This is a genomic window from Insolitispirillum peregrinum (assembly GCF_900156605.1).
GTDB classification, from domain to species: Bacteria; Pseudomonadota; Alphaproteobacteria; order Rhodospirillales; family Rhodospirillaceae; genus Insolitispirillum; species Insolitispirillum peregrinum.
In genome coordinates this window covers 397,496-421,352 of record NZ_FTOA01000004.1, presented here as the reverse complement: position 1 = coordinate 421,352, position 23,857 = coordinate 397,496, and the positions used below count along the sequence as shown (strand labels likewise).

The following is a 23,857-nucleotide window of genomic DNA, read 5'->3' as shown; positions in this document are numbered from 1 at the left end:
CAATGGCACGGGTTGCTGTGTTTGATTCCGGGTTGGGTGGCGTGTCGGTTCTGGCCGCCATCCGTGACGCGCTGCCCCCGGCGACGCGCTACAGCTATTGCGCCGACGGGGCCTTTTTCCCCTACGGCCCGCGCTCGGAAGCCGAAATCGAGGCGCGGGTGCGGGCGGTGATCCATGCCCTGTTGCGTCATGAAACGGATCGCCCCGACGTGGTGGTGATTGCCTGCAACACTGCCAGCACGGCGGCGCTGGCCGCTGTGCGCGCCGACCATCCGCAGATGCCGTTTGTCGGGGTGGTGCCTGCGATCAAACCGGCGGCATCGTTGAGCAAAAGCCGGGTAATCGGCTTGTTGGCAACGCCGGGAACCGTCCGGCGGGCCTATAGCGATCAGTTGATCCGGCAGTTTGCCGCTGACTGCGTGGTGGTGCGCCACGGTGCGCAAAAGCTGGCTGATCTGGCCGAACAGGTGGTGGCGCGTGGCGGAGTACAGCAGGCCGCCGATTTGCGTCCGGCGGTCGAGGCCGAAATTGCGCCGCTGTTTACCGACCATCGTCTGGATACGGTGGTGTTGGGCTGTACCCATTACCCGCTGGTCCGCCATTGGCTGAGTGAGGCGGCACCGTGGCCGGTCACCTGGCTCGACTCGGGCGAGGCGGTGGCGCGGCAGGTGCTGCGGGTGTTGCCCGCAGACAGCCTGACCCGCCCGGAACAGGGTGGCTCGCATAGCTGGAATACCGCCGCCTCGGTGGGGTTTACGGCGGCGATGATGGCGATGGGGCTGGGAAAACCTCATGTGCTGCCGGTTCAACCAGCCCTGACGGGTCATGGTGGATGATCACCTCGGCCTGCGGAAAGGCCGCGCGGATGGCCTCTTCGACCTGATCGCCGATGGCATGGGCCTTGATCAGCGGTAGCTGGCCGTCCATCGTCAGGTGTAACTGGATGAACTGTTGCGGGCCGGACGAGCGGGTGCGCAGGTCGTGGACGTTCATCACCCCCGGAATCGCCAGCGCCAGCGCGACAATCTGCTCGCGGTCTTCGGCAGGAAGCTCGCGGTCCATCAGCAGGTCAAAGCTGTCGCGGGCAATGGTCCAGGCGTTGAACATCAGGAAACCGGCAATCCCGATGGCAAACAGCGGGTCGGCCCACGTCCAGCCCAGAGAGATGGTCAGCAGGATCGAGACGATCACGCTGCCATTGATCAGCACATCGCCGGTGTAGTGCAGGCTGTCGGCGGCAATCGCCACCGAGGTGGTGCGGCGGATGACGTATTTCTGAAAGCTGACCAGCGCCAGCGTGGCGATGATGGCAAACACCATCACCGCGATGCCGACCGCCCCTTGCCGCACTTCGACCGGTGATGTCAGACGGCCAACCGCCTGCACCAGCAACAGCCCCCCCGACCCGGCGACAAACGCCGCCTGCGCCATCCCGGCCAAGGGCTCGGCCTTGCCATGACCAAAGCGGTGATCGTCATCAGCCGGTTGCAGGGACTGGCGCACCGCCAGCAGGTTGACCAGCGAGGCACCACAGTCCAGCAGGCTGTCCACCGTGCTGGACAGCAGCGCCACCGAGTCGGTCAGCAGCCACGCCGCAACCTTCACCAGCACCAGAACCAGCGCGGTGGCGGTGGCGGCATAGGTTGCCCAGCGGAGCAAGTGGGCGTTGGGCTGGGGGGTGCTCACGGTGCGGCTGTCCTTTACGGCGGTGTTATGGGTACAGACGTTCCGTGGTCCACGGCTCGTCCTTCAGGTTCCTCTTATAGATCATCCGGTCATGCAGGCGGAAGGGGCGATCCCGCCAGAATTCAATACGAACCGGCACCAGACGGAACCCCGACCAGAACGGCGGGCGTGGAATGCGGCCCAGACCGAATTTGGCGACATATTCGGCGATGCGGCTTTCCAGCTCGAACCGGCTTTGCAGCGGGCGCGACTGTTGCGACGCCCACGCCCCGATGCGCGAATCCCGGGCGCGCGAGGCGTAATAGGCATCCGCTTCCTCGGCGGTGACCGGCTCGATCTGACCCTCGATCCGCACTTGCCGCTTCAGGCTTTTCCAGTGAAAGCACATCGCCGCCTTGGGGTTGGCGGCCAGTTCACCGCCCTTGCGGCTTTCAAGGTTGGTGTAGAACACGAAACCGTGCTCGTCATGGCCTTTCAACAGCACCATGCGGGCCGACGGAAAGCCATCAGGGGTGCTGGTGGCCAGACAGACGGCGTTCGGATCATTGGGTTCGCTTTTGCCAGCCTCGGCCAGCCAGTCGCTGAACTGGGCAATGGGGTCGACATCCGCTGAAAAATCGTTCATGTCTGGTTCAGTTCGTTGCTGTTACGACAAAGCATGATACAGCTCGACCGTGCGCAGAACGCAGGGGGAGCCATTGATCAGGCCACCTCACGGAGCATAGGGCAAGATGCCCCACCTGTGCCATGCTTTAGCCAAAGTTTTCAGCCAGAGTAAACGCATATCTCCCGGCTCCGCCTGCGCTGCGGGCCTGACGTGAAGACATTGAGGATCAGATGATGATTAGCCGTAGCTTGCGCATCACGGGTGTTGCCGCCGCCCTGACCGCCGCCATCAGCCTGTCTGCCTGCCAGCAGATGCAGAACAACCCCAAGCAGACCGCCGGTACCGTGCTGGGTGGCGTCGGTGGTGCGGTGGTTGGGTCGCAGTTCGGCAAGGGGACCGGCCAGATTGCCGCCACCGCTGCCGGGACCCTGCTGGGCGCGTTCCTTGGTTCGGAAATCGGCTCGTCGCTCGACAAGGCCGACCAGATGCAGGCCGAACGGGCGCACCAGAATGCGATGGCCGCCCCGGTGGGGGAAACCATCCGCTGGAACAACCCGGACTCCGGTCATTCGGGGACGGTGACGCCGGTCAAGGATGGCCGCACCGACTCGGGTCGTTATTGCCGCGAATACAAGACCACCGTGATGATCGATGGCCGCGAGGAAGCCGCCTATGGGCAGGCCTGCCAGCAGCCGGACGGCACTTGGCGCGTTGTGCAGTAAGACTGCACGGGGCGTGTTGTGCAGTAAGACTGCACGGGCTGACAAAAAAGACCGGGAAGGCACGATGTCCTTCCCGGTCTTTTTTTGTGTTTACGGCACAAGGGAAACAAGGATGTGGAGCGCTGCTCCACACCTCGCCGGGGCCTTGATGTCTCGGATCCCACTCTTTTGATAGTGAAAAAAGAAATGGGGGTCCGGGGGCATTGGCCCCCGGGTAGGTGTGGACGGCAGTCCGCTCTCTTTTTTGATCTTACTTGCGCAGGCTGCCGCCGGTGGCCTTTTCGATGGCGGCGATCACCTTGCCGGAAATCTCTTCGATTTCGGCATCGGTGAGGGTCTTTTCCATCGGTTGCAGAGTGACCGACACCGCCAGCGACTTTTTGCCGTCGGGCATGTTCGGACCCTGATAGAGGTCGAACACGCTGACGTCGGTGATCATCTGGCGATCGGCGCCCCTGGCGGCGCGAACCATCGCGTCGGCGGCCACCGAGGTATCCACCACAAAGGCGAAGTCGCGCTCCAGAGGCTGGAAAGCCGAGGCTTGCAGCAGGCTGCGCGCCTTGGTGGCCTTGGCCTTGGGCGTCGGCAGGCGTTCAACGAACAGTTCAAAGGCCACCATCGGACCCTTGACATCCAGCGCCTTCAGCACTGCCGGATGCAGGTCACCGAACTGGGCCACCACCACCTTGCCCAACCGCAGCGAACCCGAGCGGCCCGGATGGTAGTAGGACGGTGCTTCGGCCACGATCTGCAGGCTGTCGGTGTTGACACCGGCGGCCTTCAGCAGGGCCAGCACGTCGGCCTTGACGTCGAACACGTCCACTGCCCGCGGGCGTTCATCCCAGTGACGGGGACCGGTCTTGCCAGCACGCAGACCGGCAATCACCCGCGTCTGGTCACCCGGTTCGCCGCCATGGAACTGCGGGCCGACTTCGAACAGGCCGACGTTGGGATAGCCACGGGCGGCATTGCGCCCGGCGGCGGTCGCCAGATTCGGCAGGATCGACGGACGCATGGCGTCGAGGTCGCTGCTGATCGGGTTGGCGAGCAGCAGTTCCGGCTGGCCGCCACCGAACAGTTCGGCCTGCGCACGCGGCAGGAACGACCAGGTGACGGTTTCGTGCAGGCCACGACCGGCGAGGGTACGGGTCAGCACGCGCAGGGTCTTTTGCTGGGCGGTTAACACCTGTTTGGGCATCGACAGGCGCGGCAGCGGGGTGACCGGCAGGTTGTCATAGCCGTTCAGGCGGGCGACTTCCTCGACCAGATCATGTTCTTCGGCGATGTCCCCGCGCCAGCTCGGCGGCTGGACGGTCAGCAGGTCGTCACTGGTGGACAGCACCGAGCAGCCCAGCCGTTCAAACATGGCGATCATGGTGGCGGTGGCCACCTCGATCCCGACCAGCTGCTTGACCCGCGACGGGCGGAAGTCGATCGGGCCGTTGCCAGCAGGCATGTCGCCCGCAATCACCAGTTCCGAGGCTTCGCCGCCGCACAGGTCGAGGATCAGGCGGGTGGCCAGCTCGGCACCCCACACCGGCGACTGCGGATCAACGCCACGCTCGAAGCGGTGCTTGGCATCCGACTCGAGGGTCAGCGCACGGGCGGTTCTGGCAATCCGGCGAGGATCGAACAGCGCCGCTTCGAGGAAGACGGTGGTGGTGGTTTCGGTGCAGCCGCTTTCCACGCCGCCCATCACGCCGCCGATCGAGTGGGCCTTGCCCTGATCAGCCACGGCGACCATCTCGGCGGTCAGCTCATAGGTCTTGTCGTTCAGCGCCACCAGCTGCTCACCCGGTTGGGCAAAGCGCACCAGCAGGTCACCGTTCAGGGTGTCTGCGTCGAACACGTGCAGCGGACGGCCCCAGCCGATGGTGACATAGTTGGTGATGTCCACCAGCGCCGAAATCGGACGCAGGCCGATGGCCAGCAGACGATCCTTCAGCCACTGCGGGCTGTCGCCGTTCTTCACTCCACGGATGGTGCGACCGACGAACACCGGGCAAGCAGCCAGCGTGTCGTCGGCAATCTGCACCCGGCGCGGGCTGGCAAAGGTCCCGGCCAGCGGCGCGGTCAGCGGGTCGGCCTTCAGCGTTCCCAGACCGACGGCGGCCAGATCACGGGCGACTCCGCGCACGCCGAGGCAGTCGGCGCGGTTGGGCGTCACCGAAATGTCGAACACCGGATCAATGTTCAGCACGCTGGCCAGCGGCACCCCGACCGGAGTGTCTTCCGGCAGTTCGATGATGCCGTCGTGGTCTTCGCCCAGACACAGTTCACGGGTCGAGCACATCATGCCCTGACTTTCCACACCGCGAATCTTGCCCTTTTTCAGCTTGTCGCCGCTGACCGGGATCACGCAGCCCGGGGTGGCGAGCGCCACCTTCAGACCGGCGCGGGCATTGGGCGCGCCGCAGACGATCTGCAGGGTGCCCTGACCGTTGTCAACGGTGCACAGCTTCAGCTTGTCGGCGTCGGGGTGCTTGTCAGCGGTCAGCACATGGCCGACCACAAAGCCGTCCAGTTTGGACGACGGGTCGATGATCTCTTCGATCTCCAGCCCGATCATGGTCAGCGTCTTGCCGATCTCGGCCACCGAGGCGGTGGTGTCGAGGTGGTCTTTCAGCCACGAGAGGGTGAATTTCATCGGGTCAGCCCTCCGGTCAGGGTCGGGACGTCAAGGCAACCGAATCCGTAGTGGCGCAGCCACCGCAGGTCGGAATCAAAGAAGGTGCGCAGGTCGGGGATGCCGTACTTCAGCATGGCGATGCGCTCGAGGCCCATGCCGAAGGCAAAGCCCTGCACTTCGTTCGGGTCATAGCCGCAGGCCTTCAGCACGTTCGGGTGAACCATGCCGCAGCCCAGAATTTCCAGCCAGCCGTCGCCTTCGCCGATCTTCAGTTCGCCGTTCTTGCGCGAACAGCCGATATCGACCTCGGCCGACGGCTCGGTGAACGGGAAGAAGCTGGGACGGAACTGCATCGGCACATCGCTGACCTCGAAATAGGCCTCGACGAATTCCTTCAGGCAGCCCTTGAGGTGGCCCATGTTGATGTTCGTGTCAATCACCAGACCTTCGATCTGATGGAACATCGGGGTATGGGTCATGTCAGAGTCGCAGCGATAGGTGCGGCCCAGGCAGATCACCCGGATCGGCGGCTTGCGGCTTTGCATGGTGCGGATCTGCACCGGGCTGGTGTGGGTGCGCAGGACGTGACGGCTGCCGTCTTCCCGTTCGGGCAGGAAGAAGGTGTCGTGCATTTCGCGCGCCGGGTGGCCGGGCGGGAAATTCAGGGCGGTGAAGTTGTGGAAATCGTCTTCGATATCCGGGCCTTCCGCCAGTTCAAACCCCATCTGGCCGAAAATGGCGATCACTTCGTCGATGGTCTGGCTGATCGGATGCAGGGTGCCGTCACTGTCCGGGCGGGCGGTCAACGAGACATCGACCCGCTCGCTTTCCAGCCTGGCGTTCAGGGCAGCCGTTTCAAAGGCAGCCTTGCGACCATCCAGCGCCGTGGCAACGTCATCCTTGAGGGCGTTCAGTGCGGCGCCAAAGGTCCGGCGCTCGTCCGGATCCATCTGGCCCAGGCCCTTCATCATGTCGGTAATGCGGCCCTTTTTGCCCATCACCGCCACGCGCACTTTTTCCAGCGCGTCGGCGTCAGGCGCATCGGACACCGCCGCCAGCAGTTCGGCGCGCAACTCGTCCAGCTTGTCCATGATCCCTCTGTGAGTCAGGTGGGGGTAGGCGAAATAGCCAAAGGGGGCCGCCTTTGGAAAGGCAGCCCCCCTCAGTATAAGCATTTTTAGCCGTCAGGCACCGGTTGGTGCCATCAGCATGGCTCAGCCGAGGGCCGCCTTGGCCTGTTCGACGAGCTTGCCGAAGGCTTCCGGCTCGCGGATGGCGAGGTCGGACAGCACCTTGCGGTCCAGTTCGATGCCAGCCTTGTTCAGGCCGTCAATGAAACGGGAGTACGGCAGGCCGTGTTCGCGGGTGGCAGCGTTGATGCGCTGGATCCACAGGGCGCGGAAGTCGCGCTTCTTGTTGCGACGGTCACGGTAGGCGTACTGCAGGCCCTTTTCGACCTTTTCAATGGCAATACGGAAGTTGGTCGAGTTGCGGCCCTGGTAGCCCTTGGCCAGCTTCAGGACTTTCTTGTGCCGGGCATGGCTGGTAACGCCGCGCTTCACACGAGACATTGCGGTTCTCCTTTAATTCTGACCGAAAAATTAGCCGTGCAGGTACAGCTTGACGATACGCGCATCACAATCGTTGAGGATCATGGTGCCACGAGCCTGGCGCTTCATCTGCTTGGGCTTGTTGCGCATCATGTGGCGCTTGTAGGCCACGTTGGCGCGCACCTTGCCGGTGCCGGTCAGACGGAACCGCTTTTTGGCGGCGCTTTTGGTCTTCATCTTGGGCATTTTAAGTCCTTTCCGAAGAGAGGTGTTTTTCGAAAGCGGATTGGCATGCCCGGTAGGACCCTTGAAATCAAGGAGTCCCACACAGCCTCGCCGCTCGGGTTTGGAGGGAGGAGCTTATACGCGGAGCAGGGTAAAAAGGCAAGATGGCTGGGCGAATAAAATTCCATCGCCCCCCATCCTCAACCGCGTAATTTGGTTGTATGGTGTTTTTCGACAGAGCGTGTGGGCTGAATCGTGCCAAAGAACCATGGGTTGACCGGGCTACGGCAATTGCGTCGGTACCCCTGATGTCGCTATGGTGTCGGCACGCAGACCAGACTGCGCCGGGGCGCAGGAATGCTTGATTTTCGATCAACGGCAGACCGCGGGGCGCGGCCGGCTGATGCAAAAGGAATAGGGAAAGATGACGGAACGGAAATTCCGCCTTGTCACGCGCAGCGACTTTGACGGCCTTGTCTGCGCCATGATCCTGAAAGAGCTGGGCTTGATCGACGACATCAAGTTCGTGCATCCCAAGGACATGCAGGACGGCAAGATCGAAATCACCGGCAACGACATCACCACCAACCTGCCGTATGTCGAAGGCGTGCACCTCGCCTTTGACCACCATCTGTCGGAAACCTTGCGGGTGGGCAAGCGCGACAACCACATCATCATCCCCGAAGCGCCGTCGGCTGCCCGGGTGGTGTACGAATATTATGGCGGGGCGGAAAAGCTGCCGCGCATTTCCGAAGAAATGATGTTGGCGGTGGACAAGGGCGACTCGGCGCAGTTCTCGCTGGATGAAGTGCTGAAGCCCGCAGGCTGGAACCTGATGAACTTCATCATGGATGCCCGCACCGGTCTGGGCCGTTTCCGCGAGTTCCGCATTTCCAATTATCAGCTGATGATGGAACTGATCGACTATTGCCTCGATCACCCGATTTCCGACGTGCTGGCCCTGCCGGATGTCAAGGAACGTACCGACCTGTATTTTGAACAGGAAGCGATGTTCAAGGAACAGGTCAACCGCTGTGCCCGCGTCCATGGCAACGTGGTGGTGCTGGACCTGCGCGACGAAGACCCGATTTATGCCGGCAACCGCTTCATGATTTACGCGATGTTCCCGCAGTGCAACATCTCGATCCACATCATGCGCGGCTTCCAGAACCAGAACACCGTCTTTGCGGTTGGCAAGTCGATCTTTGACCGCTCCAGCCAGACCAACGTCGGCAAGCTGATGCTGGAATACGGCGGCGGCGGTCACCATGCGGCGGGCACCTGTCAGGTGGAACATGCGGTGGCGGAAGAAAGCCTGAAGGCGCTGGTCGAAAAGATGAATGCCGACGGCTGACGGCAGAGCGTCACGGGGGCAAGCCCTTCTCCGGGCCAGAGGATGCCTGTTTTCGCAGGTACCCTCTGGCCCGAGTCGTTTCCAGGCTTTTTTCTGGCGTGGCGGTTGTTTCACCTGCTTTTGCAACACCGTTGGGTAACCCCCTAATATCTTTGGTATCCCTGCCGCGAAATTAACCATTTTTTGCCTTTTTCCCGCCTTAATATGGGGCGACACTCTGATGGTACCTTTTATCCATTTGCTGCAGGAGGCCGTTATGTCTCGCGTTACCGCTCTCGTTTCCCCGCGCCATGCCGGCAAAGCCGTGGCTGTTGCCCTGTCTGTTGCGGCTCTGGGGCTGGGTGGGTGCTCGAACATGACCCAAAGTGAACAGCGCATCCTGTCCGGTGCGGCCATCGGTACGGTGGGCGGCGCACTGGTGGGGGCTGCGACTGGTGGCTCGACCGTCTGGGGCGGAGTGATCGGCGCGGCGGCTGGTGCGACCGGCGGCTATGTCTATGACCAGGTCAAGCGCTGACGGCTGTCCCGTCGTGGACTGTTCATGACCGCCTCCTGATAAAACGGAGCTTGCACGCCGGAAGTCTACCCCTTATGTCGCGGTGGGGCGTTGTGCAGGCTTGTGGGGTGTCTGGTGTCTTTGTCGTCTGAAACTGTGGTGTCCGGCGCGGTGGTGTCCCACCGCCAGCGGGACCACAGGATTGATGTGTTTCGTGGCCTCGCCCTGATTTTCATCCTGTGGGACCACATTCCGAACAACATCCTCGGGTTGGTGACCATGCGGGCCTTTGGCCTGAGCGACTCGGCCGAAGTGTTCGTTTTCCTGTCAGGCTTCAGTGCAGCCCTGGCCTATTCGGCCGGGCTGCATCGTCATGGCTATCTGTTTGCCGCAGTGCGCATTTTGCGCCGTGTGGCCCAGTTGTACATGGCTCATATCTTTGTCTTTGCGGTGCTGGTTGGCATCGTGTTCGTGATGAATGCCCACGTCGAGACGCGCGATTTCATCAGCGAGATGGGGCTGGGCAGACTGATCAACGACACCGAAGGCGCGCTGGTGGCCGAGCTGACCTTGCGCTTCAAGCCCAGCCTGATGGACCCGCTGCCACTGTACATGGTGTTGTTGCTGATCATGGCGGCGGTGCTGCCCTTGCTGGTGTACCGGCCCCGGCTCACGCTGGCGCTGTCACTGGCGGTCTATGCGGCGGCGCAGGTGTGGGACATCAACCTGCGTGCCTGGCCGGATGGCGGCTGGTTCTTTAACCCATGGGCGTGGCAGGCGTTGTTCATCATCGGGGCCGTCTGCGCCCTGCTGCAAATCGGCCCGGCCCGGCTGGAGGCCCGGCCCCGCCTGCGGGCGGTGGTGGACCGGCTGGCGTGGGGCTATCTGCTGTTGTGTTTTGCGCTGGTGCTGTTGTGGCATGTCCCGGCGTGGCATGACCGGGTGGTACCGCTGTGGCTGGGGCAGATGATTTATCCAATCAGCAAAACGGCGCTGGCACCGTTGCGTCTGCTGCACTTTCTGGCGGTAGCCTATTGCATCGCCGGGCTGTTCCGCCCCGGTGTGTGGATGGAAAGCTGGTGTGCCCGTGCCTGCCGGGTGATGGGGCGGCATTCGCTGGAAGTATTCTGTCTGGGCATCCTGCTGTCCCCGTTGGCCGATGGCGTGAACGCGGTGCTGGATGACCAGCCGCTGGTGCAGGTGGCGACCTCGCTGACCGCCTCGCTGCTGATGGTGGCCTTTGCGGTGGTGCTGGAATGGTCGGGGGCCCTGCAACGGCGCGGGGTTCTGGCGGTGGCCAAGGGGTGACAGAACCGGGTCCGGGCACGAGATGCAAACCCCTCTCGTGCCATCCCGGAGCCCGAGGGTCTTACCGCTGACGCATCACGAACGGCTTCATCTTCAGGTCCTGATCAATGATGTGGTTGATCAGCCAGTCGCGCAGGAAATGCAGGATGTGCATCTTGACCGCCGGGGTCAGCTCCAGCGAAGCATCGGTCATGTAGGTGCGGGCAAAGGCTTCGATGTCGCGGATCAGGCGGCGGTGCTCCTGACGGTGGCTGTCGTGGTACAGATAGCCCATCCGCACCTGCAACATTTCCTCGCGGGCGAAATGCGCCTTGCCGTATTCCAGCAGCGACTTCAGCGTGTCGGACAGCAGTTGGCGGGTGAAGTCGATGTTGGCCTGGGCCTCGAAATCATTGATCATCTTGATCAGCATCTTGTGGTCGGCGTCAATGGTGGGCTCACCGACGCTCAGCTTGTCACGCCATTCGATGGGCATGGTGGACTCTCCTTATCCTCATGAGTGTTCTTTTTTGTCCGGCTTGCTGCCGGTCGGATGACGCTGGATTTATGATGCGCCCAGAAAGGGCCGCATCTTCAGGTCCTGCTCGATGATGTGGTTGATCAGCCAGTCACGCAGGAAATGCAGCATGGCCAGTTTCACTTCACCGTCGATTTCGGTGCTTGTGTCCTCCATGTAGGTGCGGATGTGGCCTTCGACATCGCGCAACAGGCGGCGGTGTTCCTGACAGTGGCGGTCATAGTAGGGGTAGTTGATGCGGGCCTGCAGGCGTTCTTCGCGGGCGAAGTGCTCCTTGGCATAGCCCATCAACCGCTTGAGGGTCTCGGACAGCACCTGACGGTCAAAGCCGGCATCGGCCTTTTCCTCGAATTCATTGATGATCTTGATCAGGTTCTTGTGGTCGGCATCCAGCGTCGGGTCACCAACACTCAGCTTGTCGCGCCATTCGATGGGCATGGTCTGTTTCCTCCCCCCCTTTTGGGTGTTCGTCTGGACGTGTGTGCGCCTGCGGGGCTGCGACGCATGAGACACCAAAGGATAGTGCTTTCTATCTAAAGTGCATATCCTATGGTTGTGTCGATGAAACGGCACTGTCCAGAATGGGGGGTATGCAGAAAGGGCATGGGGTTTTTAGGGGTAATGATCGCCAAGGTGCGGGCTTGAAGTGGAAAAAGGCGTCCGTTATACATAACGAACGTGGGATTTGGCGACCGGCTTGCGGCCACGAAAAAACTTCCGCTAAAAGGTCCCGGCCCGGCATCGTCCGGCCCCGACCGCGCCGGTTATATGATGGCGAAAGGGCCGTATTGATGACTGCTTCCCGTTCTTCTTCCCCTGTCTTTCCGACCGGTGGCGCTGCCTTGGGGCTTCCCGAGGATGCGGCGGCGCAGACCCGCATGGTGCATGGGGCCACCCTGCGCTCCGGGTTCGACGAGACAGCCGAAGCGGTGTTCATGAATTCCGGCTATGTCTACGGCAGCGCCGAAGAGGCCGAGGCGGCCTTTGACGGCACCCATGCACGCTATGTGTACTCCCGGTTCCGCAATCCGACCATCCAGATGTTTGAAGACCGTCTGGCCCTGCTGGAAGGCGCCGAAGCCTGCCGCGCGACCGCCTCGGGGATGGCGGCGGTGTTCGGGGCGCTGGCCTGTCAACTGCAAGCCGGAGACCGGCTGGTGGCGGCGCGGGCTTTGTTTGGCTCGTGCTCGTGGATTGCCGGTGAGCTGCTGCCGAAGTGGGGCGTGGTCACCGAATTCGTCGATGGCACCGATCTGACCGCCTGGGAACAGGCGCTGGCGACTCCGGCCAGGGTGGTGTTGCTGGAAACCCCGTCGAATCCCGGCCTGGAGCTGATTGATCTGGAAGCCGTCTGCGCGCTGGCCCACAAGGCCGGTGCGGTGGTGGTGGTCGATAACGTCTTTGCCACCCCGATGTTGCAACATCCGTTGCAGCTGGGGGCCGATGTGGTGGTCTATTCGGCCACCAAGCACATCGACGGGCAGGGCCGCTGTCTGGGCGGGGCAATCCTCGGCACCAAAGCCTTTATCGAGGAGGTGTGCGGCCCGTTCCTGCGTCATACCGGCCCGACGCTCAGCCCGTTCAATGCCTGGACCCTGCTGAAGGGGCTGGAAACGCTGGCCCTGCGGGTGGAACGTCACTGCGCCAACGCGGTGGCGCTGGCCCGCCATCTGGAAGGCAAGCCGGGGGTGGCCCGCGTGCTGCATCCCGATCTGGAAAGCCATCCGCAGTATGCGCTGGCGCAAAAACAGATGTCCGGTGGCGGTTCGGTGCTGGCGATTGACTTTGCCGGTGGCAAGGATGCGGCCTTCCGCTTCCTGAATGCCCTGCGGGTGGTGAAGATTTCCAACAATCTGGGCGATGCCAAGAGTCTGGCCTGCCACCCGGCGACCACCACCCACCAGCGTCTGACCGCCGAGGAAAAGGCAATTCAGGGCATTGGCCCCGGCTTGCTGCGCCTGTCGGTCGGTCTGGAAGACATTGCCGACCTGATCGCCGATGTGGATCGCGGGCTGGCGGCCCTGTAACGGCTTGATAGAGCAGTGAGCGCAAAAGTGGTTCCGGTTTTGCGCAAAATCACTGCGACAAAACAAAAGCCTGGACCAGTGTGCATGCGTCAGAGTTAACGCACGCTGGTCCAGGCACGCCCTGACGAACAGCGGCGCTCTCGGGAGCGGGGGCGCCGCTTTTGTGTTCCGCATGCCACCGCATGACCACAAACATTCCCTGCCTCCGCCATCGGACTGCCGCAATCCCGGCGCAGAGTCACAGCATCACAGGTATCCCAAGGATTCCCTTGCCATGTTGTCCTCTGCGCAGTCGTTTGGTTCGGTGCTGGCTCTACCGCTGGCCAGAGCTTCCGTTGCCGGAGCCTTGCTGATCGTTGCCTCCCTGACCCCGGCCCTTGCCGATGATCAGGCTCTTGCCAGCGATCTGGCGGTGGCCCGTGCCGAATTGCAGAAAGTCAGTCTCGGTCCGCGGACCGCCCAGCGGGCCACCCTGCTGGGGGTGGCGCAGGACAGTTTTGCCTGCTGGTCGGCAGAAAGCACCGCCACGCCCCCCGACCGCGAAGAAGCCGCTGCCTGCCGCGCAGATTTCTGGGCGGTGGTCGGCGAGTTACAGGCGGTCGATCACCAGACCACCCGCTCGGCGCAGGTGCGTTAAACTGTCAGCAGGTGCTTTTATCACCCATGACGGGAGACTTTGCGAGTGCCTCAATCGCCTTGATATGATAGATCTTTGCCGCGCGCGCGATGCTGAATTGGCAGGGTGCGCGGGCCTGTCTGGGCAAACTCCGCAATCAAGGTGTGACGGCATGTTGAACTATCTGATGTATTTTGGCGCTGCGGTGGCGGTGTTTGCCGTCGCCATGGGGGCCTATATGGTCATCACCCCCTACAAGGAACTGAGCCTGATCCGTCAGGGCAACACGGCAGCAGCCTGTGCCTGTGGCGGCACGATGATCGGCCTGACCTTGCCGCTGTACACGGTGCTGGCCCACACCTCGGACCTGATCGACTTTCTGACCTGGGGCGGGATTGCTCTGGTGACACAGTTGGTTGCCTGGGGTGTCGTTGCCATAATTCTGCGCAATTTGCGTGATGGAATTACCAACAATCAGGTCTCTTACGGGGTGTTCGTCGGCAGCCTGTCGATTGCCATCGGCATCCTGAACGCCGGGGCGATGACCTATTAGGGCGTCCGCGCCCCCTGATATCTGATGTCACGCCCGCTTGATGCGGGTCATTCCTGTCCCACGCTGTTGTATCCGGCGTCTTTGCGGAGTTTTCTCATGTTGGATTTTCTGAAGCACCTGATCGGCATCAAGACGCGTGATCTGGCCCAGGAGGCCACCAACCTGCTGGCAACGCTCGATACCGATGCGGCCATTCAGGCTGATCTGCGGGTGATGGAAGATGATCTGGACGCGGCTGGCAAGCTGATTGCCGAGCTGCGCGCCGCCTATAACCGCGAAGTGCAGGAATTCGAGGCGGTCGAGAAGCGCTATCAGCAGCATTTCACCGCTGCCGAAAGCCTGCAGGTGCGGCTGCAGGCCGCCCCCGAAGCCGAAAAGGCTGCCATCAATACCGGCCTGAACGAGCTGGTGGACCTGCTGGAAAAGCTGGTTCCCGAAATGGAAAAGGAAAAGCAGGACGTGGTCGAAGCCGAAGCCCTGCTGCGCGAAGCGGAAAAGGCCTATCAGGAAAAGGGTGCGGCGCTGAAAAAGGCCCGCTCTGATCTGGAAAATGCCCGCCGTGACCTCAAGCGGGCCGAAATCGACGCCGACCGCGCCAAGGCTCAGGCCGAACAGGCCGCCCGCGTTGCCGGTCTGCGCGATAAAAGCGGTCAGCAGACCGGCCTGCGGGTTGGCTTTAACGCCATGACCGAAAAGGCCGCCGCCCTGCGCCAGCAGGCGGAATCCCAGCGGATGAAGAGTCAGGTGCTGAAGGACGCTCCGGCGTCGACCAACAGCTATGTTCAGCAGGCCCTGAACGACGCGGCTGGCAAAGGCACCACCGACAGCCGTTCGGCGGTGGACCGGCTGGCGGCGCTGAAAAAATAACGGTGAGCCTGCCCGCACGGGCAGCGTAAAGACGCAGGAGGCCTGCCGGAACGGGGCAGGCCTCGGGGGAGTGGAAGCATGAAGGTCTTTCCTTGGCTGCTGTGCGGGGCGGCCTTTCTGGCATTGGGATACTGGGCCGGGTCATCCAGGGATGAGCCAGAGGAGACACGCTCTTACCGATCGCTGGACGAGTGCCTGGGCGATGCGTCCAGCATGGGGGACCGGCAGCTGTGTCGGAACACCTATGATGCGGTGATGTCCGATACCACGGCGGTACCGACCTTTCAGAACCAGTCCGCCTGCGAAGGAGAGTTCAGCGCTGGCGGTTGTCGTCAGGTCAGCAACAGTTCGCTGTGGGCCCCCTTGTTGACCGGCTTCATGATCAGCCGGGCGATGGACCACCGTCGCCCGGTCTATTCCGCCATGCCGCTTTACAAGCAATGGCAGGAACCGCCGCGCAAGGGCAGTGGCACGTCGTGGTGGCCGTCGTCCTATTCGTCGGTGCCCTATACGTCGTCTTCGTCGTCGTCTTCCCGCCCGTCGTCTTCGTCCTATTCCCCTTCGTCGTCCGGTTCCTCGTCCTCTTCATGGTTTGGCAGCCGCAGCAGCCGTTCGACCGGCGCCGCCCCGCCGACGACCAGTGGCAAGGACGGCTCAACCTCGACCAGCAGCCCGCGCTCTTCGACCTCGGCATGGGGTATTTCCAGCACCCCCAAAGCCAGCAACGATAACTCGTCCGATGCCAGCTCATCGCGCAAATCATCGCCGGTGGGCATTGCCAGCCCATCGGTGTCGCGGGGCGGCTTCGGGTCTTCTGCATCATCATCGGCAAGCCGGGGAGGCTGACACATGCAGCGTCATCAGTGCGCACCACGCCCGAACTGGCGGCAAGAGGTCGAGCGGGTTGGTCTGAACTATCACACCATCGATTCGCTGCCCTACTGGACCGAAAACGCCTGTTGGGAATTTACTCTCGACGAAATCGACCGGCTGGACGATGCCGCCACCACCCTGCACAAGATGGCCCTGCAGGCGGTCGAGGCGGTGGTCGAAGACCGGCTGTTGCCGCTGTTCGGCATCACCGGGCTGGCGGCGGAGCTGGTGACGGAAAGCTGGCGGCGGGATGATTCTTACCTGTACGGTCGCTTTGATTTTGCCTGGACCGGCGACGGCGAGCCCAAGATGCTGGAATACAACGCCGATACCCCGACCTCGCTGTTCGAGTCGGCGATTGTGCAGCATCACTGGCGCGAAGCGGTGTTTCCCGATGCCGACCAGTTCAATTCGCTGGACGAAGCCCTGACCGACCGCTTTGCGCAAATGCTGCACGGCCTGCCGTCAGCCGATCCCCGCCGCACCCTGCACCTGTCATGCGTGATGCCGCACGCCGAAGACGAAGGCAATCTGCGCTATATCGAGGCCTGCGCTCAGGACGCCGGATTCAAAACGTCGCTGATTGCGGTGTCCGATATCGGCTGGGACAAGGATCGCCACCAGTTCGTGGACATGCAGGAACAGCCGATGCGACGGCTGTTCAAGCTCTATCCATGGGAATGGCTGGCCCAGGAAGAATTCGCCGCCCACATTGCTGCCGCCGGCATGTCGTTCATCGAACCGGCGTGGAAAATGGTGCTGTCGAACAAGGCGCTGCTGGCCCAGATGTGGGAAATGTTCCCCCATCATCCGAACCTGCTGCCCGCCAGCTTCGATCGCTCGGCGGTGGCACCGCTGGCTCCGCAGGGGCTGGTGCGCAAGGCTCTGCTGGGACGCGAGGGCGAGAACGTCACCATCTATGATCCCGATGGCTCGACCGTTGCTGCCAGCGGTGGCCACTATGGCAGCGAAGGCTATGTCTGGCAGGCCCGCGCTCCGTTGGCGGCAGCCGGTCGGGGGCATGCGGTGCTGGGGGTGTGGATGGTTGGGGCCAAGGCCTGCGGCCTGTGCATCCGCGAAGACGACGGCCTGATCACCAAGGACAGCAGCCGCTTCGTCCCGCATTTCTTCCGCTGAGAACAGGTGGGGGAAACCGTAGAGCGCTGCTCCATGGCTTTGTCGGGGCCTTCAGGCCCCGCACATCCCATCTCCGTGGTACACGGGACCAAACACCTGGAGCATTGTGCGAAAAGTGGGAACCGGTTTTCGCAAAAACAATGCGACAGAACAAAAGGTTAGATTATTTTCAAGTTGACCATCGACGGTCAACGGCTCGGAAAGTACGGCCCTAAAAGGGCAGAGCGTTTTCGCTCGGTGTGAGAACGCTCTAAATTGTTAGCCAACCCGCTGCATGAGCCAAGAGGTCAGCCCCGCGTCCAGGACCATAGCTGCAAACTTTTCCGGGTCGAGGATGGTGATCTTATCGTCGGAGCAGGTGATGTGGCCGGAGTGATAGACGTAGAACATGCGCCCGAACTGGGTCATTTTGGTAAAGGCCTCAGCGTATTCCTCGTCAAACTCCCGCTGCTTGGCCTTGCTTTTGACCTGTACGAAGGCGTGTTCATCAGTCGTTGGCAGCCAAAGCTCCATGTCCACCAGTTTTTCTGTTTTCCCGACGACACCCTGGCGACGCCACCCACTGCCCGAAAATACCAGATCAACCAGCAACTCGAAGTCCTGCGGCGTTAGCAGTTTCATCATGGATATGATTACCCGCCGGAGGTCGGCAGTCAGGCGTTCAGCCTCGACCACCTCCGTGCGACGCTCGCCGTTGATCCTGCGGACGACATACTCCGGGTCCTTGGCATCGCAACAGGTGCCTCGGTAGGCAGCAAGTTGGGTGATGTGACCGGACAGCGTTTCCATACGCAGCGGCTGGTCCGCTAGGTCGCGGGAGTGCCAGCCATCCAGGGTGCGGCGGAAGGTGCCTCTGCCATCGGAGTGCCGTTCCAACGCTGAGGCGGGGTCCAGAAAACACCAACGGAGCAGCCGGCCAGAGAAAGTGATCCAGAGGATTACACCAGGGTCATCTCGGAAGATACGGACCACGTTGACGATCTCGGTAACCTTGCCCTTGCCCTTATCCGCGTCGGTATAGGTCTTGCCATAGGCGGAAAGGTTGGCATCAGTGAGCATGTCGAAATGGATGCCGGTGTTGTAGCCCATACGGACGATGCCTCGCTCGAAGCATTCCTTCTCCCAGCTGCCGCCTTCGCCGAGTTTGATGTACCGGACACGATCCGCGCTGATCCTGGTGCTTCCGCCGTCGGGCATCTTATCCTCCTTGCCTGGACCAGCCAGCATTCCGCCGGGAAAGTGCATGGTCAAGGCGACGTGGCCAAGGCCGACCTTGTGAAACTCTCCTGCCGGATTAGCCAATCGGAGAGGGCCGCTGGCTGAGCATCAGTTGCTCAAAGCCAAACCTGACCCACAAATTACAACCCCAGCCGCCCTGCCAGCGTGTACAACCGCTGCCGCCTGATCTGTTGCAACTGCTTGAAATTATTGATGATTGAGAAGTTGGCTGGGGCGCCAGGATTCGAACCTGGGAATGCCGGTACCAAAAACCGGTGCCTTACCGCTTGGCGACGCCCCATCCGTGTCTTCTTCCGCATTGGAAGGAGCGGCAAGGTAGGGGAAAAAAAATCCCGAGGCAAGAGTTTTTTTGCCGTAGCCCTCACAGGATACGACAATCAACAAAACGGGGTCCGGGGCCTCAAGGCCCCGGTGAGGTGTGGAGCAGCGCTCCACATCCCTGTTCCCTTTCCCCTTTTACTGCTGGGCGCGCTTTTTCTTGCGGGCAGCGGCGGCCCACAGGTTCAGGGCTTCGACCAGCGCCGAGAAGGCAATGGCGAAGTAGACATAGCCGCGCGGCACATGGAAATGGGCACCATCGGCAACCAGCGCCATCCCGACCACCAGCAGGAAGGCCAGTGCCAGCATCTTGACCGTCGGATGGTTCTCGACAAAGCGGCCGACGGTTTCAGCGGCGACCAGCATCACCAGAATGGCGATCACCACCGCGGCGATCATCACCGGCAACTGGTTGGCCATGCCGATGGCGGTGATGACGGAATCGAGCGAGAACACCACGTCGAGCAGGGAAATCTGGATCACTGCCGAGGTAAAGCTGATGTGGCGCGGCCCGGCATCCGGCCCGTGCTCGTCGCCGCCTTCCAGCATGCCGTGGATTTCCATCGTTGCCTTGACCAGCAGGAACAGGCCACCGCCGACCAGCACGATGTCACGCCACGAAATGGCAAGGTCCATCAGGGTAAACAGCGGCTCGGTCAGGCCGATGATCCAGCTCAGGCTGCCCAGCAGGACCACGCGGAAGATCAGGGCCATTGCCAACCCGATCTTGCGCGCCTTGGCTCGTTGTTCGGGCGGCAGGCGCGAGGCGACGATGCTGAGGAAAATGACATTGTCGATGCCAAGGACAATTTCGAGCACCGACAGGGTGATCAGACTGGCCCAGGCGGCTGGATCGGTGAGCAGTTCAAGCATGGATGAAATCCTTCACGGCATCAGGGATGCGGCAGAAAAAGCGTATTGTGCAAAAAGCCGGTTGGCGTTATCCGCCAACACTCATCTGACCATTCTTGATGGTGATGAGATCGTTATCCTCGGCATTGACGCTCTGCCCGTTGCTCAACAGGACCGAGCAGTCGGAACAGATACCGGACAGGACGGCCCGAGGGGCAATGGTAAAGCGGAAGTGTTCACCGTTTTCCTCGATAACCACCTGATAGGGCGTGGTATCGGTGTTGGCGAGATCGACCGCCCACGCGGGCGCACCGCCACAGGTCAAAAGCAACAGGGTCAGGGATGCCCACAGGGCAGGGGTGCGCATGACGTGTGACTCCGGGGATGCTGCTGGTGCGAAGTATCAGCGGAGGCCGGGCATTTGAAAAGGGGGGACGCGTGGCTGTTTTTTCTTTTCTGGCTAAAAATGCGCCAGGAAACACCACTGTGGTGCGTGCATATGGGATGGGACTGTATTTTGCAGACTGGTGTGGTGAGAGACAGCATGAAGTTTCCTGTTTTCGCGGACCTCGAGCCGCTGATTGCGCGTGGAGAAATCACGCATTTTTCCTTTGATGTGTTTGACACCTTTCTGCTGCGGCGCTGCGCCCTGCCGGTGGGGGTGTACGAGCGGGCGTACCATCACCTGCCGACCGCTGACGGCGACGGGCAAAAGGCCCGTAACTACCTGCAATACCGCCAGAATGCCGAGCAGGAAGCCCGCTACGAAGCGCTGGAGTACCACGACCGGCACGACGTTTCGATCAGTGACATTTACCGCCATTTCCCGCCGCAGCCGTTCGGGCTGAAAAGCAGTCAGCGCGAGCTGTTGGCAGTGGCCGAGTTTGCCGCTGAAAAAGAGCTGTGCTTTGTGCACGATCAGGCGCTGGCGCTGTATCTGGCCCTGCAACAGGCCGGGGTGAAGGTCGGGTTCATCTCGGACATTTACTGGCCAGGGGACTGGCTGGCTGACTTGCTGACCCATTGTGTGCCGGGCTTGCGCTGGGACTTCCTCTATGCCTCGTGCGATTACGCCAAAGGCAAAGGCAACGGTCTGCTGGAGCTTTATCTCACGGAACAAAAGGTCAAACCGCAGCAGGCGGCGCACATTGGCGATAACACGTCTGCCGATATCAAACCGGCGCGGGCATTGGGGATGCGCTCCTTTTACTGTCCGCAGATGAGCCCGGCCGAGGCCAGTGTCTATCAGCGTGAATCGCATGTCCGCGACCTGTTCTGTACCTCGTTCGGCGTGCCGTTGCATCAGGATGGCGGCGTGCGAGCCTTGCGGCGGCGGGTGATGGCAATGTTGCCCGAGGGCAATCCGCTGCGGCAGATTGGCGCACTGACCATGGGCCCGGTGATGTTGGCCTTTGACCGCTTTGTGGAACAGCGGCTGGCGGCCTTGCAGGCTGAACCGACTGCCGACGGGGCGCCCCGGCGGGTAGGGGTGGCGTTTCTCGCCCGTGATGGCTTTTTCCCGTTGCGGGTCTGGCAGCAGAGGGGACACCCTCCTGCCGCCTATCTGGCGATCAACCGGCGGGTGGCGGTGATCGCGGGCAGCTATGATCACACAGGACTGGAACGATTCTTTCACGCTGTGCCGGGGGTGAGCGCGGCGGTGCTTGAGGGATTTTTCAAAAGGTCGATCCCGGCCATCACGCAGTACTTTGCCCGCCAGCCCGGTGGTACCGCCAGCGGCAAGGACTTTGCCCGCGCCTTGCCCGCGCTGTTGTCTTCTGACGAACTGTTGGCAGTGACCGACAGCGTTCGCGCCAGCCTGCTGGCCTATCTGCGTCGGCAGATGCCGGACCTCGACAGCTATACCGATCTGTTGCTGGTCGATGTCGGCTATGGCGGGACGGTGCAGCACGCCTTGCGCAAAGTGTTTGACCAGCAAGGGTTGCCGATCCGCCTGCACGGGGCCTACATGATTCTGGCCGGCGAGGGCTTTTCCGGGCTGGCCGATGACGACAGCGCGGTGGGGATGCTGAGCGACGAGGTGATCGCCCCGCATACCTCGCTGGCCCTGCGGCGCAACGTGGCGATTCTGGAGCAGATTTGCAGTGCCCCCGAAGGCTCGGTCAGCGCCTATGATGCCGATGGCGTGGAAATCCGCGAAGACGATCCGCGCGACCCGGCGCAATTGCAATTGTGCGAGGAAATCCGGCAGGGGACGTATGACTTCATCCGCCAGCATCAGGCGCTGCCCCCGGCGTTGTGGGATCACGTTCTGGCCGACCCGGCGCACCTGCGGGTCTGGGGCAGCATCGCCTTGATGCGGCTGTTGCTGGTGCCGACCGATGACGAATTGCTGCTGCTGAAAGACATCAAGCTGGATGTCAATCTGGGGTCGCAGGTGCAATTGCCGTTGCTGGATGTGCCGATCAGCGAGGCGCTGGCGGCAGGCAAATCGGCCTTGTCCCTGTTCAGGGCCAACAGCCGCCTGATGTGGCCTGCGGCCAGTCTGGCGATGGTGTCGCCGCAGCATGGCTATCTGTACAGCCTGTTTACCGCCGGGTTGATGCCCGGCGACGTGTTCGGCGAAGCCCGTTGTGGTTCGGCATCCTTGATGCTGATCACCGACGGACAGCCGCAGATGGTCACGGTGTCCTGTCTGCGGACGGCAGAGAACCTGTTGCGGCTGCGGATTCCGGTTTCTGCCGGTGGGACAAAGACCACCGTTGCCATCCCGTTGGACGAGCTGGCCCCGCAGGGGCAGATTCAGTCGCTGATGTGGTCCGGTGGCAAGACAGCCGCCAAGGCGATGGCGGACTCTGAACCGGTCCTGTTGCCGTTGGGGCAGATTCAGGGGGCCAATGTGACGGTGGAGCGGGGCCTGTTCGCAGCCAGTGGGCCGCAACCGCATCTGCTGATCGAGGTCCCGGCGGGATCACAGCCGGTCGGGTTGCTGACCATCACCGCCCGGCTGGAAGGGCAGGGCCGCTTGCTGGCGCTGAACGATCAGGCACTGGCGGGGTAACGGGCGACAGCATTTCCTGAAAACACAACAGGCGGCAGGGATGATCCTGCCGCCTGTTGTGCCCGGACACAAGGTCGCGCCGTTACGACACGGCTTCGACCGCCTGCACTTCCGGGATGTAGTGGCGCAGCATGTTTTCGATGCCATGCTTGAGGGTGGCGGTCGAGCTGGGGCAGCCCGAGCACGATCCACGCATCACCAGATAAACCACCCCGTCCTTGAAATCATGATAGGTGATGTCGCCTCCGTCACGGGCCACCACCGGGCGGACGCGGGTGTCGATCAGTTCCTTGATCTGGGCGACGACGTCGGAGTCTTCGGCGGTGACGGTGTTGGCGGCAATGCTGGCACTGTTATCCAGAACCACCGGCTGGCCCGAGGTGTAGTGTTCCATGATCGCGCCGAGGATCATCGGCTTCATCACCTGCCAGTCGCGGGCTTCGGCCTTGGTGACGGTGATGAAATCACCGCCCAGAAAGACACCATCAACGCCGGTGATGGCGAACAGGCGCTGGGCCAGCGGGCTGTGGGTGGCCTGCTCGATGCTGGTAAAGGTGCTGCTGCCCGATGCCAGCACCGGACGGCCGGGGATGAATTTCAGGCTGGCGGGATTCGGGGTCGGTTCGGTCTGGATGAACATGGGCTGGTCCATAAGGTGTATTGAAAGTGCATGTATGACTGTTTTACCAGACTATTATAGTCGGGTAAAGGGTGGCCGGACGCAAGGATCAGGTCAGCACATCAATCGCGCTGTCCGACAGATGGCCGGGGACCAGGGTGACTGGAACGCGCAACTTGTTGATCAGCTTGCCCGACAGGCTGCTGACCAGCGGGCCGGGGCCTTCCGGGCCGGTGCCCGAGGCCAGCACCAGAATCGAGATTTCCGGTTCTTCGTTGATCAGGTCCAGCAGTTCGGTCGCCCGGTCGCCTTCGCGGATGTACAGGGTGGGTGTATGGCCGGACCCGGCTTTGACCTCGGCGGCCAGACGTTGCAGGATTTCTTCGGCCTTGGCGCGGGCTTCTTCGCTCATCAGGCGACCGATGCCGCCAAAATGCTGGAATTCGGGCGGGTCAACCACCATCAGCAGGGCGACCATGCCACCGGTGTTCAGCGCCCGCTTGCAGGCATAGCGCAATGCCGCCCGCATTTCTTCCGACTCGTCCACCACCACCAGAAACGTTCGTCCGTGGTGTTCATCGTCGGTGGGGTGCTGGGTGTACAAACTGCTCATGGCGACCTCTGCAAGGGGGCTCGATAG

At 62.0% G+C, this 23,857-nt stretch carries 25 protein-coding genes, 1 tRNA gene and 1 riboswitch; of the genes, 12 read left to right on the top strand and 14 right to left on the bottom strand.

All coding sequences use genetic code 11. The features are described 5' to 3' along the window. Positions 1-2: 2 nt before the first annotated feature. The gene (murI, locus tag BW995_RS12895) at positions 3-836 is read left to right on the top strand and encodes a glutamate racemase (RefSeq protein ID WP_076400802.1); all 834 of its coding nucleotides are present in this window, start codon (positions 3-5) and stop codon (positions 834-836) included. Here murI and BW995_RS12890 read toward each other — a convergent pair. Both BW995_RS12890 and pdxH read right to left on the bottom strand, forming a co-directional pair. Continuing rightward, positions 754-1,686: a cation diffusion facilitator family transporter gene (locus BW995_RS12890; protein WP_076400801.1), complete on the bottom strand. Its 933-nt coding sequence runs from the start codon at positions 1,684-1,686 to the stop codon at positions 754-756. The genes murI and BW995_RS12890 overlap by 83 nt on opposite strands. Before the next feature lie 25 nt (positions 1,687-1,711). Then, positions 1,712-2,311, bottom strand: a complete 600-nt coding sequence (pdxH, locus tag BW995_RS12885) for a pyridoxamine 5'-phosphate oxidase (protein ID WP_076400800.1) — start codon at positions 2,309-2,311, stop codon at positions 1,712-1,714. A gap of 212 nt (positions 2,312-2,523) precedes the next feature. On the opposite strand from pdxH, the gene BW995_RS12880 reads away from it, so the two are divergent. Continuing rightward, positions 2,524-3,015: an RT0821/Lpp0805 family surface protein gene (locus tag BW995_RS12880; protein ID WP_245821434.1), complete on the top strand. Its 492-nt coding sequence runs from the start codon at positions 2,524-2,526 to the stop codon at positions 3,013-3,015. Between the two features lie 250 nt (positions 3,016-3,265). Here the strand turns inward: BW995_RS12880 and pheT are convergent, their stop codons facing one another. The 4 genes from pheT to rpmI all read right to left on the bottom strand — a co-directional run bounded on the left by pheT (position 3,266) and on the right by rpmI (position 7,440). Next, positions 3,266-5,662, bottom strand: coding sequence for a phenylalanine--tRNA ligase subunit beta (gene pheT, locus BW995_RS12875; protein ID WP_076400798.1), 2,397 nt, complete (start codon positions 5,660-5,662; stop codon positions 3,266-3,268). After that, the gene (gene pheS / locus BW995_RS12870) at positions 5,659-6,735 is read right to left on the bottom strand and encodes a phenylalanine--tRNA ligase subunit alpha (RefSeq protein ID WP_076400797.1); all 1,077 of its coding nucleotides are present in this window, start codon (positions 6,733-6,735) and stop codon (positions 5,659-5,661) included. The genes pheT and pheS overlap by 4 nt, the downstream gene beginning before the upstream one ends. 123 nt (positions 6,736-6,858) lie before the next feature. Continuing rightward, positions 6,859-7,215: a 50S ribosomal protein L20 gene (gene rplT, locus BW995_RS12865; protein ID WP_076400796.1), complete on the bottom strand. Its 357-nt coding sequence runs from the start codon at positions 7,213-7,215 to the stop codon at positions 6,859-6,861. A gap of 30 nt (positions 7,216-7,245) precedes the next feature. Further along, a complete protein-coding gene (gene rpmI, locus BW995_RS12860; protein WP_076400795.1) occupies positions 7,246-7,440 on the bottom strand; it encodes a 50S ribosomal protein L35 in 195 nt (64 codons plus the stop codon). Between the two features lie 403 nt (positions 7,441-7,843). On the opposite strand from rpmI, the gene BW995_RS12855 reads away from it, so the two are divergent. From BW995_RS12855 to BW995_RS12845, 3 genes are all read left to right on the top strand, one after another. Next, positions 7,844-8,773, top strand: coding sequence for an exopolyphosphatase (locus BW995_RS12855; RefSeq protein WP_076400794.1), 930 nt, complete (start codon positions 7,844-7,846; stop codon positions 8,771-8,773). A gap of 256 nt (positions 8,774-9,029) precedes the next feature. Then, entirely contained in the window at positions 9,030-9,290 is a 261-nt protein-coding gene (locus tag BW995_RS12850) for a YMGG-like glycine zipper-containing protein (protein WP_076400793.1), read from the top strand. Between the two features lie 114 nt (positions 9,291-9,404). Further along, positions 9,405-10,577: an OpgC family protein gene (locus BW995_RS12845; RefSeq protein WP_217696080.1), complete on the top strand. Its 1,173-nt coding sequence runs from the start codon at positions 9,405-9,407 to the stop codon at positions 10,575-10,577. A gap of 61 nt (positions 10,578-10,638) precedes the next feature. Here BW995_RS12845 and BW995_RS12840 read toward each other — a convergent pair whose 3' ends face one another. Together BW995_RS12840 and BW995_RS12835 are read right to left on the bottom strand one after the other, a co-directional pair. Further along, positions 10,639-11,052: a bacteriohemerythrin gene (locus tag BW995_RS12840; RefSeq protein ID WP_076400792.1), complete on the bottom strand. Its 414-nt coding sequence runs from the start codon at positions 11,050-11,052 to the stop codon at positions 10,639-10,641. Positions 11,053-11,121: 69 nt separating this feature from the next. Then, complete coding sequence (locus BW995_RS12835; protein WP_076400791.1) at positions 11,122-11,532, bottom strand: bacteriohemerythrin; 411 nt, start codon at positions 11,530-11,532, stop codon at positions 11,122-11,124. 230 nt (positions 11,533-11,762) lie between these two features. Then, positions 11,763-11,838: riboswitch (SAM riboswitch) on the top strand. 134 nt (positions 11,839-11,972) lie between these two features. On the opposite strand from BW995_RS12835, the gene metZ reads away from it, so the two are divergent. From metZ to BW995_RS12805, 6 genes are all read left to right on the top strand, one after another. Next, positions 11,973-13,121 (top strand): O-succinylhomoserine sulfhydrylase, encoded by a 1,149-nt coding sequence (metZ, locus tag BW995_RS12830; RefSeq protein WP_076400934.1) that lies wholly within the window; start codon positions 11,973-11,975, stop codon positions 13,119-13,121. A gap of 274 nt (positions 13,122-13,395) precedes the next feature. Continuing rightward, entirely contained in the window at positions 13,396-13,758 is a 363-nt protein-coding gene (locus tag BW995_RS20820; RefSeq protein WP_076400790.1) for a hypothetical protein, read from the top strand. A 151-nt stretch (positions 13,759-13,909) separates the two neighbouring features. After that, complete coding sequence (locus tag BW995_RS20815; protein ID WP_076400789.1) at positions 13,910-14,290, top strand: DUF350 domain-containing protein; 381 nt, start codon at positions 13,910-13,912, stop codon at positions 14,288-14,290. A gap of 96 nt (positions 14,291-14,386) precedes the next feature. Beyond that, positions 14,387-15,157 carry a hypothetical protein gene (locus BW995_RS12815; RefSeq protein ID WP_076400788.1) on the top strand — a complete coding sequence of 257 codons (771 nt, stop codon included), beginning with the start codon at positions 14,387-14,389 and terminating at the stop codon, positions 15,155-15,157. 78 nt (positions 15,158-15,235) lie between these two features. After that, the gene (locus tag BW995_RS12810; RefSeq protein ID WP_076400787.1) at positions 15,236-16,003 is read left to right on the top strand and encodes a DUF1190 domain-containing protein; all 768 of its coding nucleotides are present in this window, start codon (positions 15,236-15,238) and stop codon (positions 16,001-16,003) included. 3 nt (positions 16,004-16,006) lie between these two features. Then, positions 16,007-17,167, top strand: coding sequence for a glutathionylspermidine synthase family protein (locus tag BW995_RS12805; protein WP_076400786.1), 1,161 nt, complete (start codon positions 16,007-16,009; stop codon positions 17,165-17,167). Positions 17,168-17,425: 258 nt separating this feature from the next. On the opposite strand, the gene BW995_RS12800 is transcribed toward BW995_RS12805, so the two are convergent. The 4 genes from BW995_RS12800 to BW995_RS12785 all read right to left on the bottom strand — a co-directional run bounded on the left by BW995_RS12800 (position 17,426) and on the right by BW995_RS12785 (position 19,943). Then, on the bottom strand, positions 17,426-18,364 hold the full coding sequence (locus BW995_RS12800) for a hypothetical protein (protein ID WP_076400785.1): 939 nt from the start codon (positions 18,362-18,364) through the stop codon (positions 17,426-17,428). A 247-nt stretch (positions 18,365-18,611) separates the two neighbouring features. Next, positions 18,612-18,686 (bottom strand) — tRNA-Gln (locus BW995_RS12795). A gap of 176 nt (positions 18,687-18,862) precedes the next feature. Continuing rightward, a complete protein-coding gene (locus BW995_RS12790) occupies positions 18,863-19,597 on the bottom strand; it encodes a TerC family protein (protein ID WP_076400784.1) in 735 nt (244 codons plus the stop codon). A 67-nt stretch (positions 19,598-19,664) separates the two neighbouring features. Continuing rightward, positions 19,665-19,943 (bottom strand): hypothetical protein, encoded by a 279-nt coding sequence (locus BW995_RS12785; protein ID WP_076400783.1) that lies wholly within the window; start codon positions 19,941-19,943, stop codon positions 19,665-19,667. 177 nt (positions 19,944-20,120) lie between these two features. Between BW995_RS12785 and BW995_RS12780 the strand changes: the two genes are divergently transcribed. Beyond that, positions 20,121-22,598 (top strand): hypothetical protein, encoded by a 2,478-nt coding sequence (locus tag BW995_RS12780; protein ID WP_076400782.1) that lies wholly within the window; start codon positions 20,121-20,123, stop codon positions 22,596-22,598. 82 nt (positions 22,599-22,680) lie between these two features. Here BW995_RS12780 and BW995_RS12775 read toward each other — a convergent pair whose 3' ends face one another. After that, positions 22,681-23,238, bottom strand: coding sequence for a NifU family protein (locus BW995_RS12775; RefSeq protein WP_076400781.1), 558 nt, complete (start codon positions 23,236-23,238; stop codon positions 22,681-22,683). A gap of 88 nt (positions 23,239-23,326) precedes the next feature. After that, a complete protein-coding gene (locus tag BW995_RS12770; RefSeq protein ID WP_076400780.1) occupies positions 23,327-23,830 on the bottom strand; it encodes a universal stress protein in 504 nt (167 codons plus the stop codon). Between the last annotated feature and the right edge of the window lie 27 nt (positions 23,831-23,857).

What these genes read in the sequence shown, in the direction of transcription:
- murI (WP_076400802.1), top strand. Translation starts at nt 3, where the DNA reads ATGGCACGGGTTGCTGTGTTTGATTCCGGGTTGGGTGGCGTGTCGGTT.
- BW995_RS12810 (WP_076400787.1), top strand. Translation starts at nt 15,236, where the DNA reads ATGAAGGTCTTTCCTTGGCTGCTGTGCGGGGCGGCCTTTCTGGCATTG.
- pheT (WP_076400798.1), bottom strand. Translation starts at nt 5,662, where the DNA reads ATGAAATTCACCCTCTCGTGGCTGAAAGACCACCTCGACACCACCGCC.
- rpmI (WP_076400795.1), bottom strand. Translation starts at nt 7,440, where the DNA reads ATGCCCAAGATGAAGACCAAAAGCGCCGCCAAAAAGCGGTTCCGTCTG.
- BW995_RS12790 (WP_076400784.1), bottom strand. Translation starts at nt 19,597, where the DNA reads ATGCTTGAACTGCTCACCGATCCAGCCGCCTGGGCCAGTCTGATCACC.
- BW995_RS12850 (WP_076400793.1), top strand. Translation starts at nt 9,030, where the DNA reads ATGTCTCGCGTTACCGCTCTCGTTTCCCCGCGCCATGCCGGCAAAGCC.
- pheS (WP_076400797.1), bottom strand. Translation starts at nt 6,735, where the DNA reads ATGGACAAGCTGGACGAGTTGCGCGCCGAACTGCTGGCGGCGGTGTCC.
- BW995_RS12800 (WP_076400785.1), bottom strand. Translation starts at nt 18,364, where the DNA reads ATGCCCGACGGCGGAAGCACCAGGATCAGCGCGGATCGTGTCCGGTAC.
- BW995_RS12880 (WP_245821434.1), top strand. Translation starts at nt 2,524, where the DNA reads ATGATGATTAGCCGTAGCTTGCGCATCACGGGTGTTGCCGCCGCCCTG.
- metZ (WP_076400934.1), top strand. Translation starts at nt 11,973, where the DNA reads ATGGTGCATGGGGCCACCCTGCGCTCCGGGTTCGACGAGACAGCCGAA.
- BW995_RS12840 (WP_076400792.1), bottom strand. Translation starts at nt 11,052, where the DNA reads ATGCCCATCGAATGGCGTGACAAGCTGAGCGTCGGTGAGCCCACCATT.
- BW995_RS12770 (WP_076400780.1), bottom strand. Translation starts at nt 23,830, where the DNA reads ATGAGCAGTTTGTACACCCAGCACCCCACCGACGATGAACACCACGGA.
- BW995_RS12780 (WP_076400782.1), top strand. Translation starts at nt 20,121, where the DNA reads ATGAAGTTTCCTGTTTTCGCGGACCTCGAGCCGCTGATTGCGCGTGGA.
- BW995_RS20815 (WP_076400789.1), top strand. Translation starts at nt 13,910, where the DNA reads ATGTTGAACTATCTGATGTATTTTGGCGCTGCGGTGGCGGTGTTTGCC.
- BW995_RS12785 (WP_076400783.1), bottom strand. Translation starts at nt 19,943, where the DNA reads ATGCGCACCCCTGCCCTGTGGGCATCCCTGACCCTGTTGCTTTTGACC.
- BW995_RS12835 (WP_076400791.1), bottom strand. Translation starts at nt 11,532, where the DNA reads ATGCCCATCGAATGGCGCGACAAGCTGAGTGTTGGTGACCCGACGCTG.
- BW995_RS12775 (WP_076400781.1), bottom strand. Translation starts at nt 23,238, where the DNA reads ATGTTCATCCAGACCGAACCGACCCCGAATCCCGCCAGCCTGAAATTC.
- pdxH (WP_076400800.1), bottom strand. Translation starts at nt 2,311, where the DNA reads ATGAACGATTTTTCAGCGGATGTCGACCCCATTGCCCAGTTCAGCGAC.
- BW995_RS12855 (WP_076400794.1), top strand. Translation starts at nt 7,844, where the DNA reads ATGACGGAACGGAAATTCCGCCTTGTCACGCGCAGCGACTTTGACGGC.
- BW995_RS20820 (WP_076400790.1), top strand. Translation starts at nt 13,396, where the DNA reads ATGTTGTCCTCTGCGCAGTCGTTTGGTTCGGTGCTGGCTCTACCGCTG.
- rplT (WP_076400796.1), bottom strand. Translation starts at nt 7,215, where the DNA reads ATGTCTCGTGTGAAGCGCGGCGTTACCAGCCATGCCCGGCACAAGAAA.
- BW995_RS12805 (WP_076400786.1), top strand. Translation starts at nt 16,007, where the DNA reads ATGCAGCGTCATCAGTGCGCACCACGCCCGAACTGGCGGCAAGAGGTC.
- BW995_RS12815 (WP_076400788.1), top strand. Translation starts at nt 14,387, where the DNA reads ATGTTGGATTTTCTGAAGCACCTGATCGGCATCAAGACGCGTGATCTG.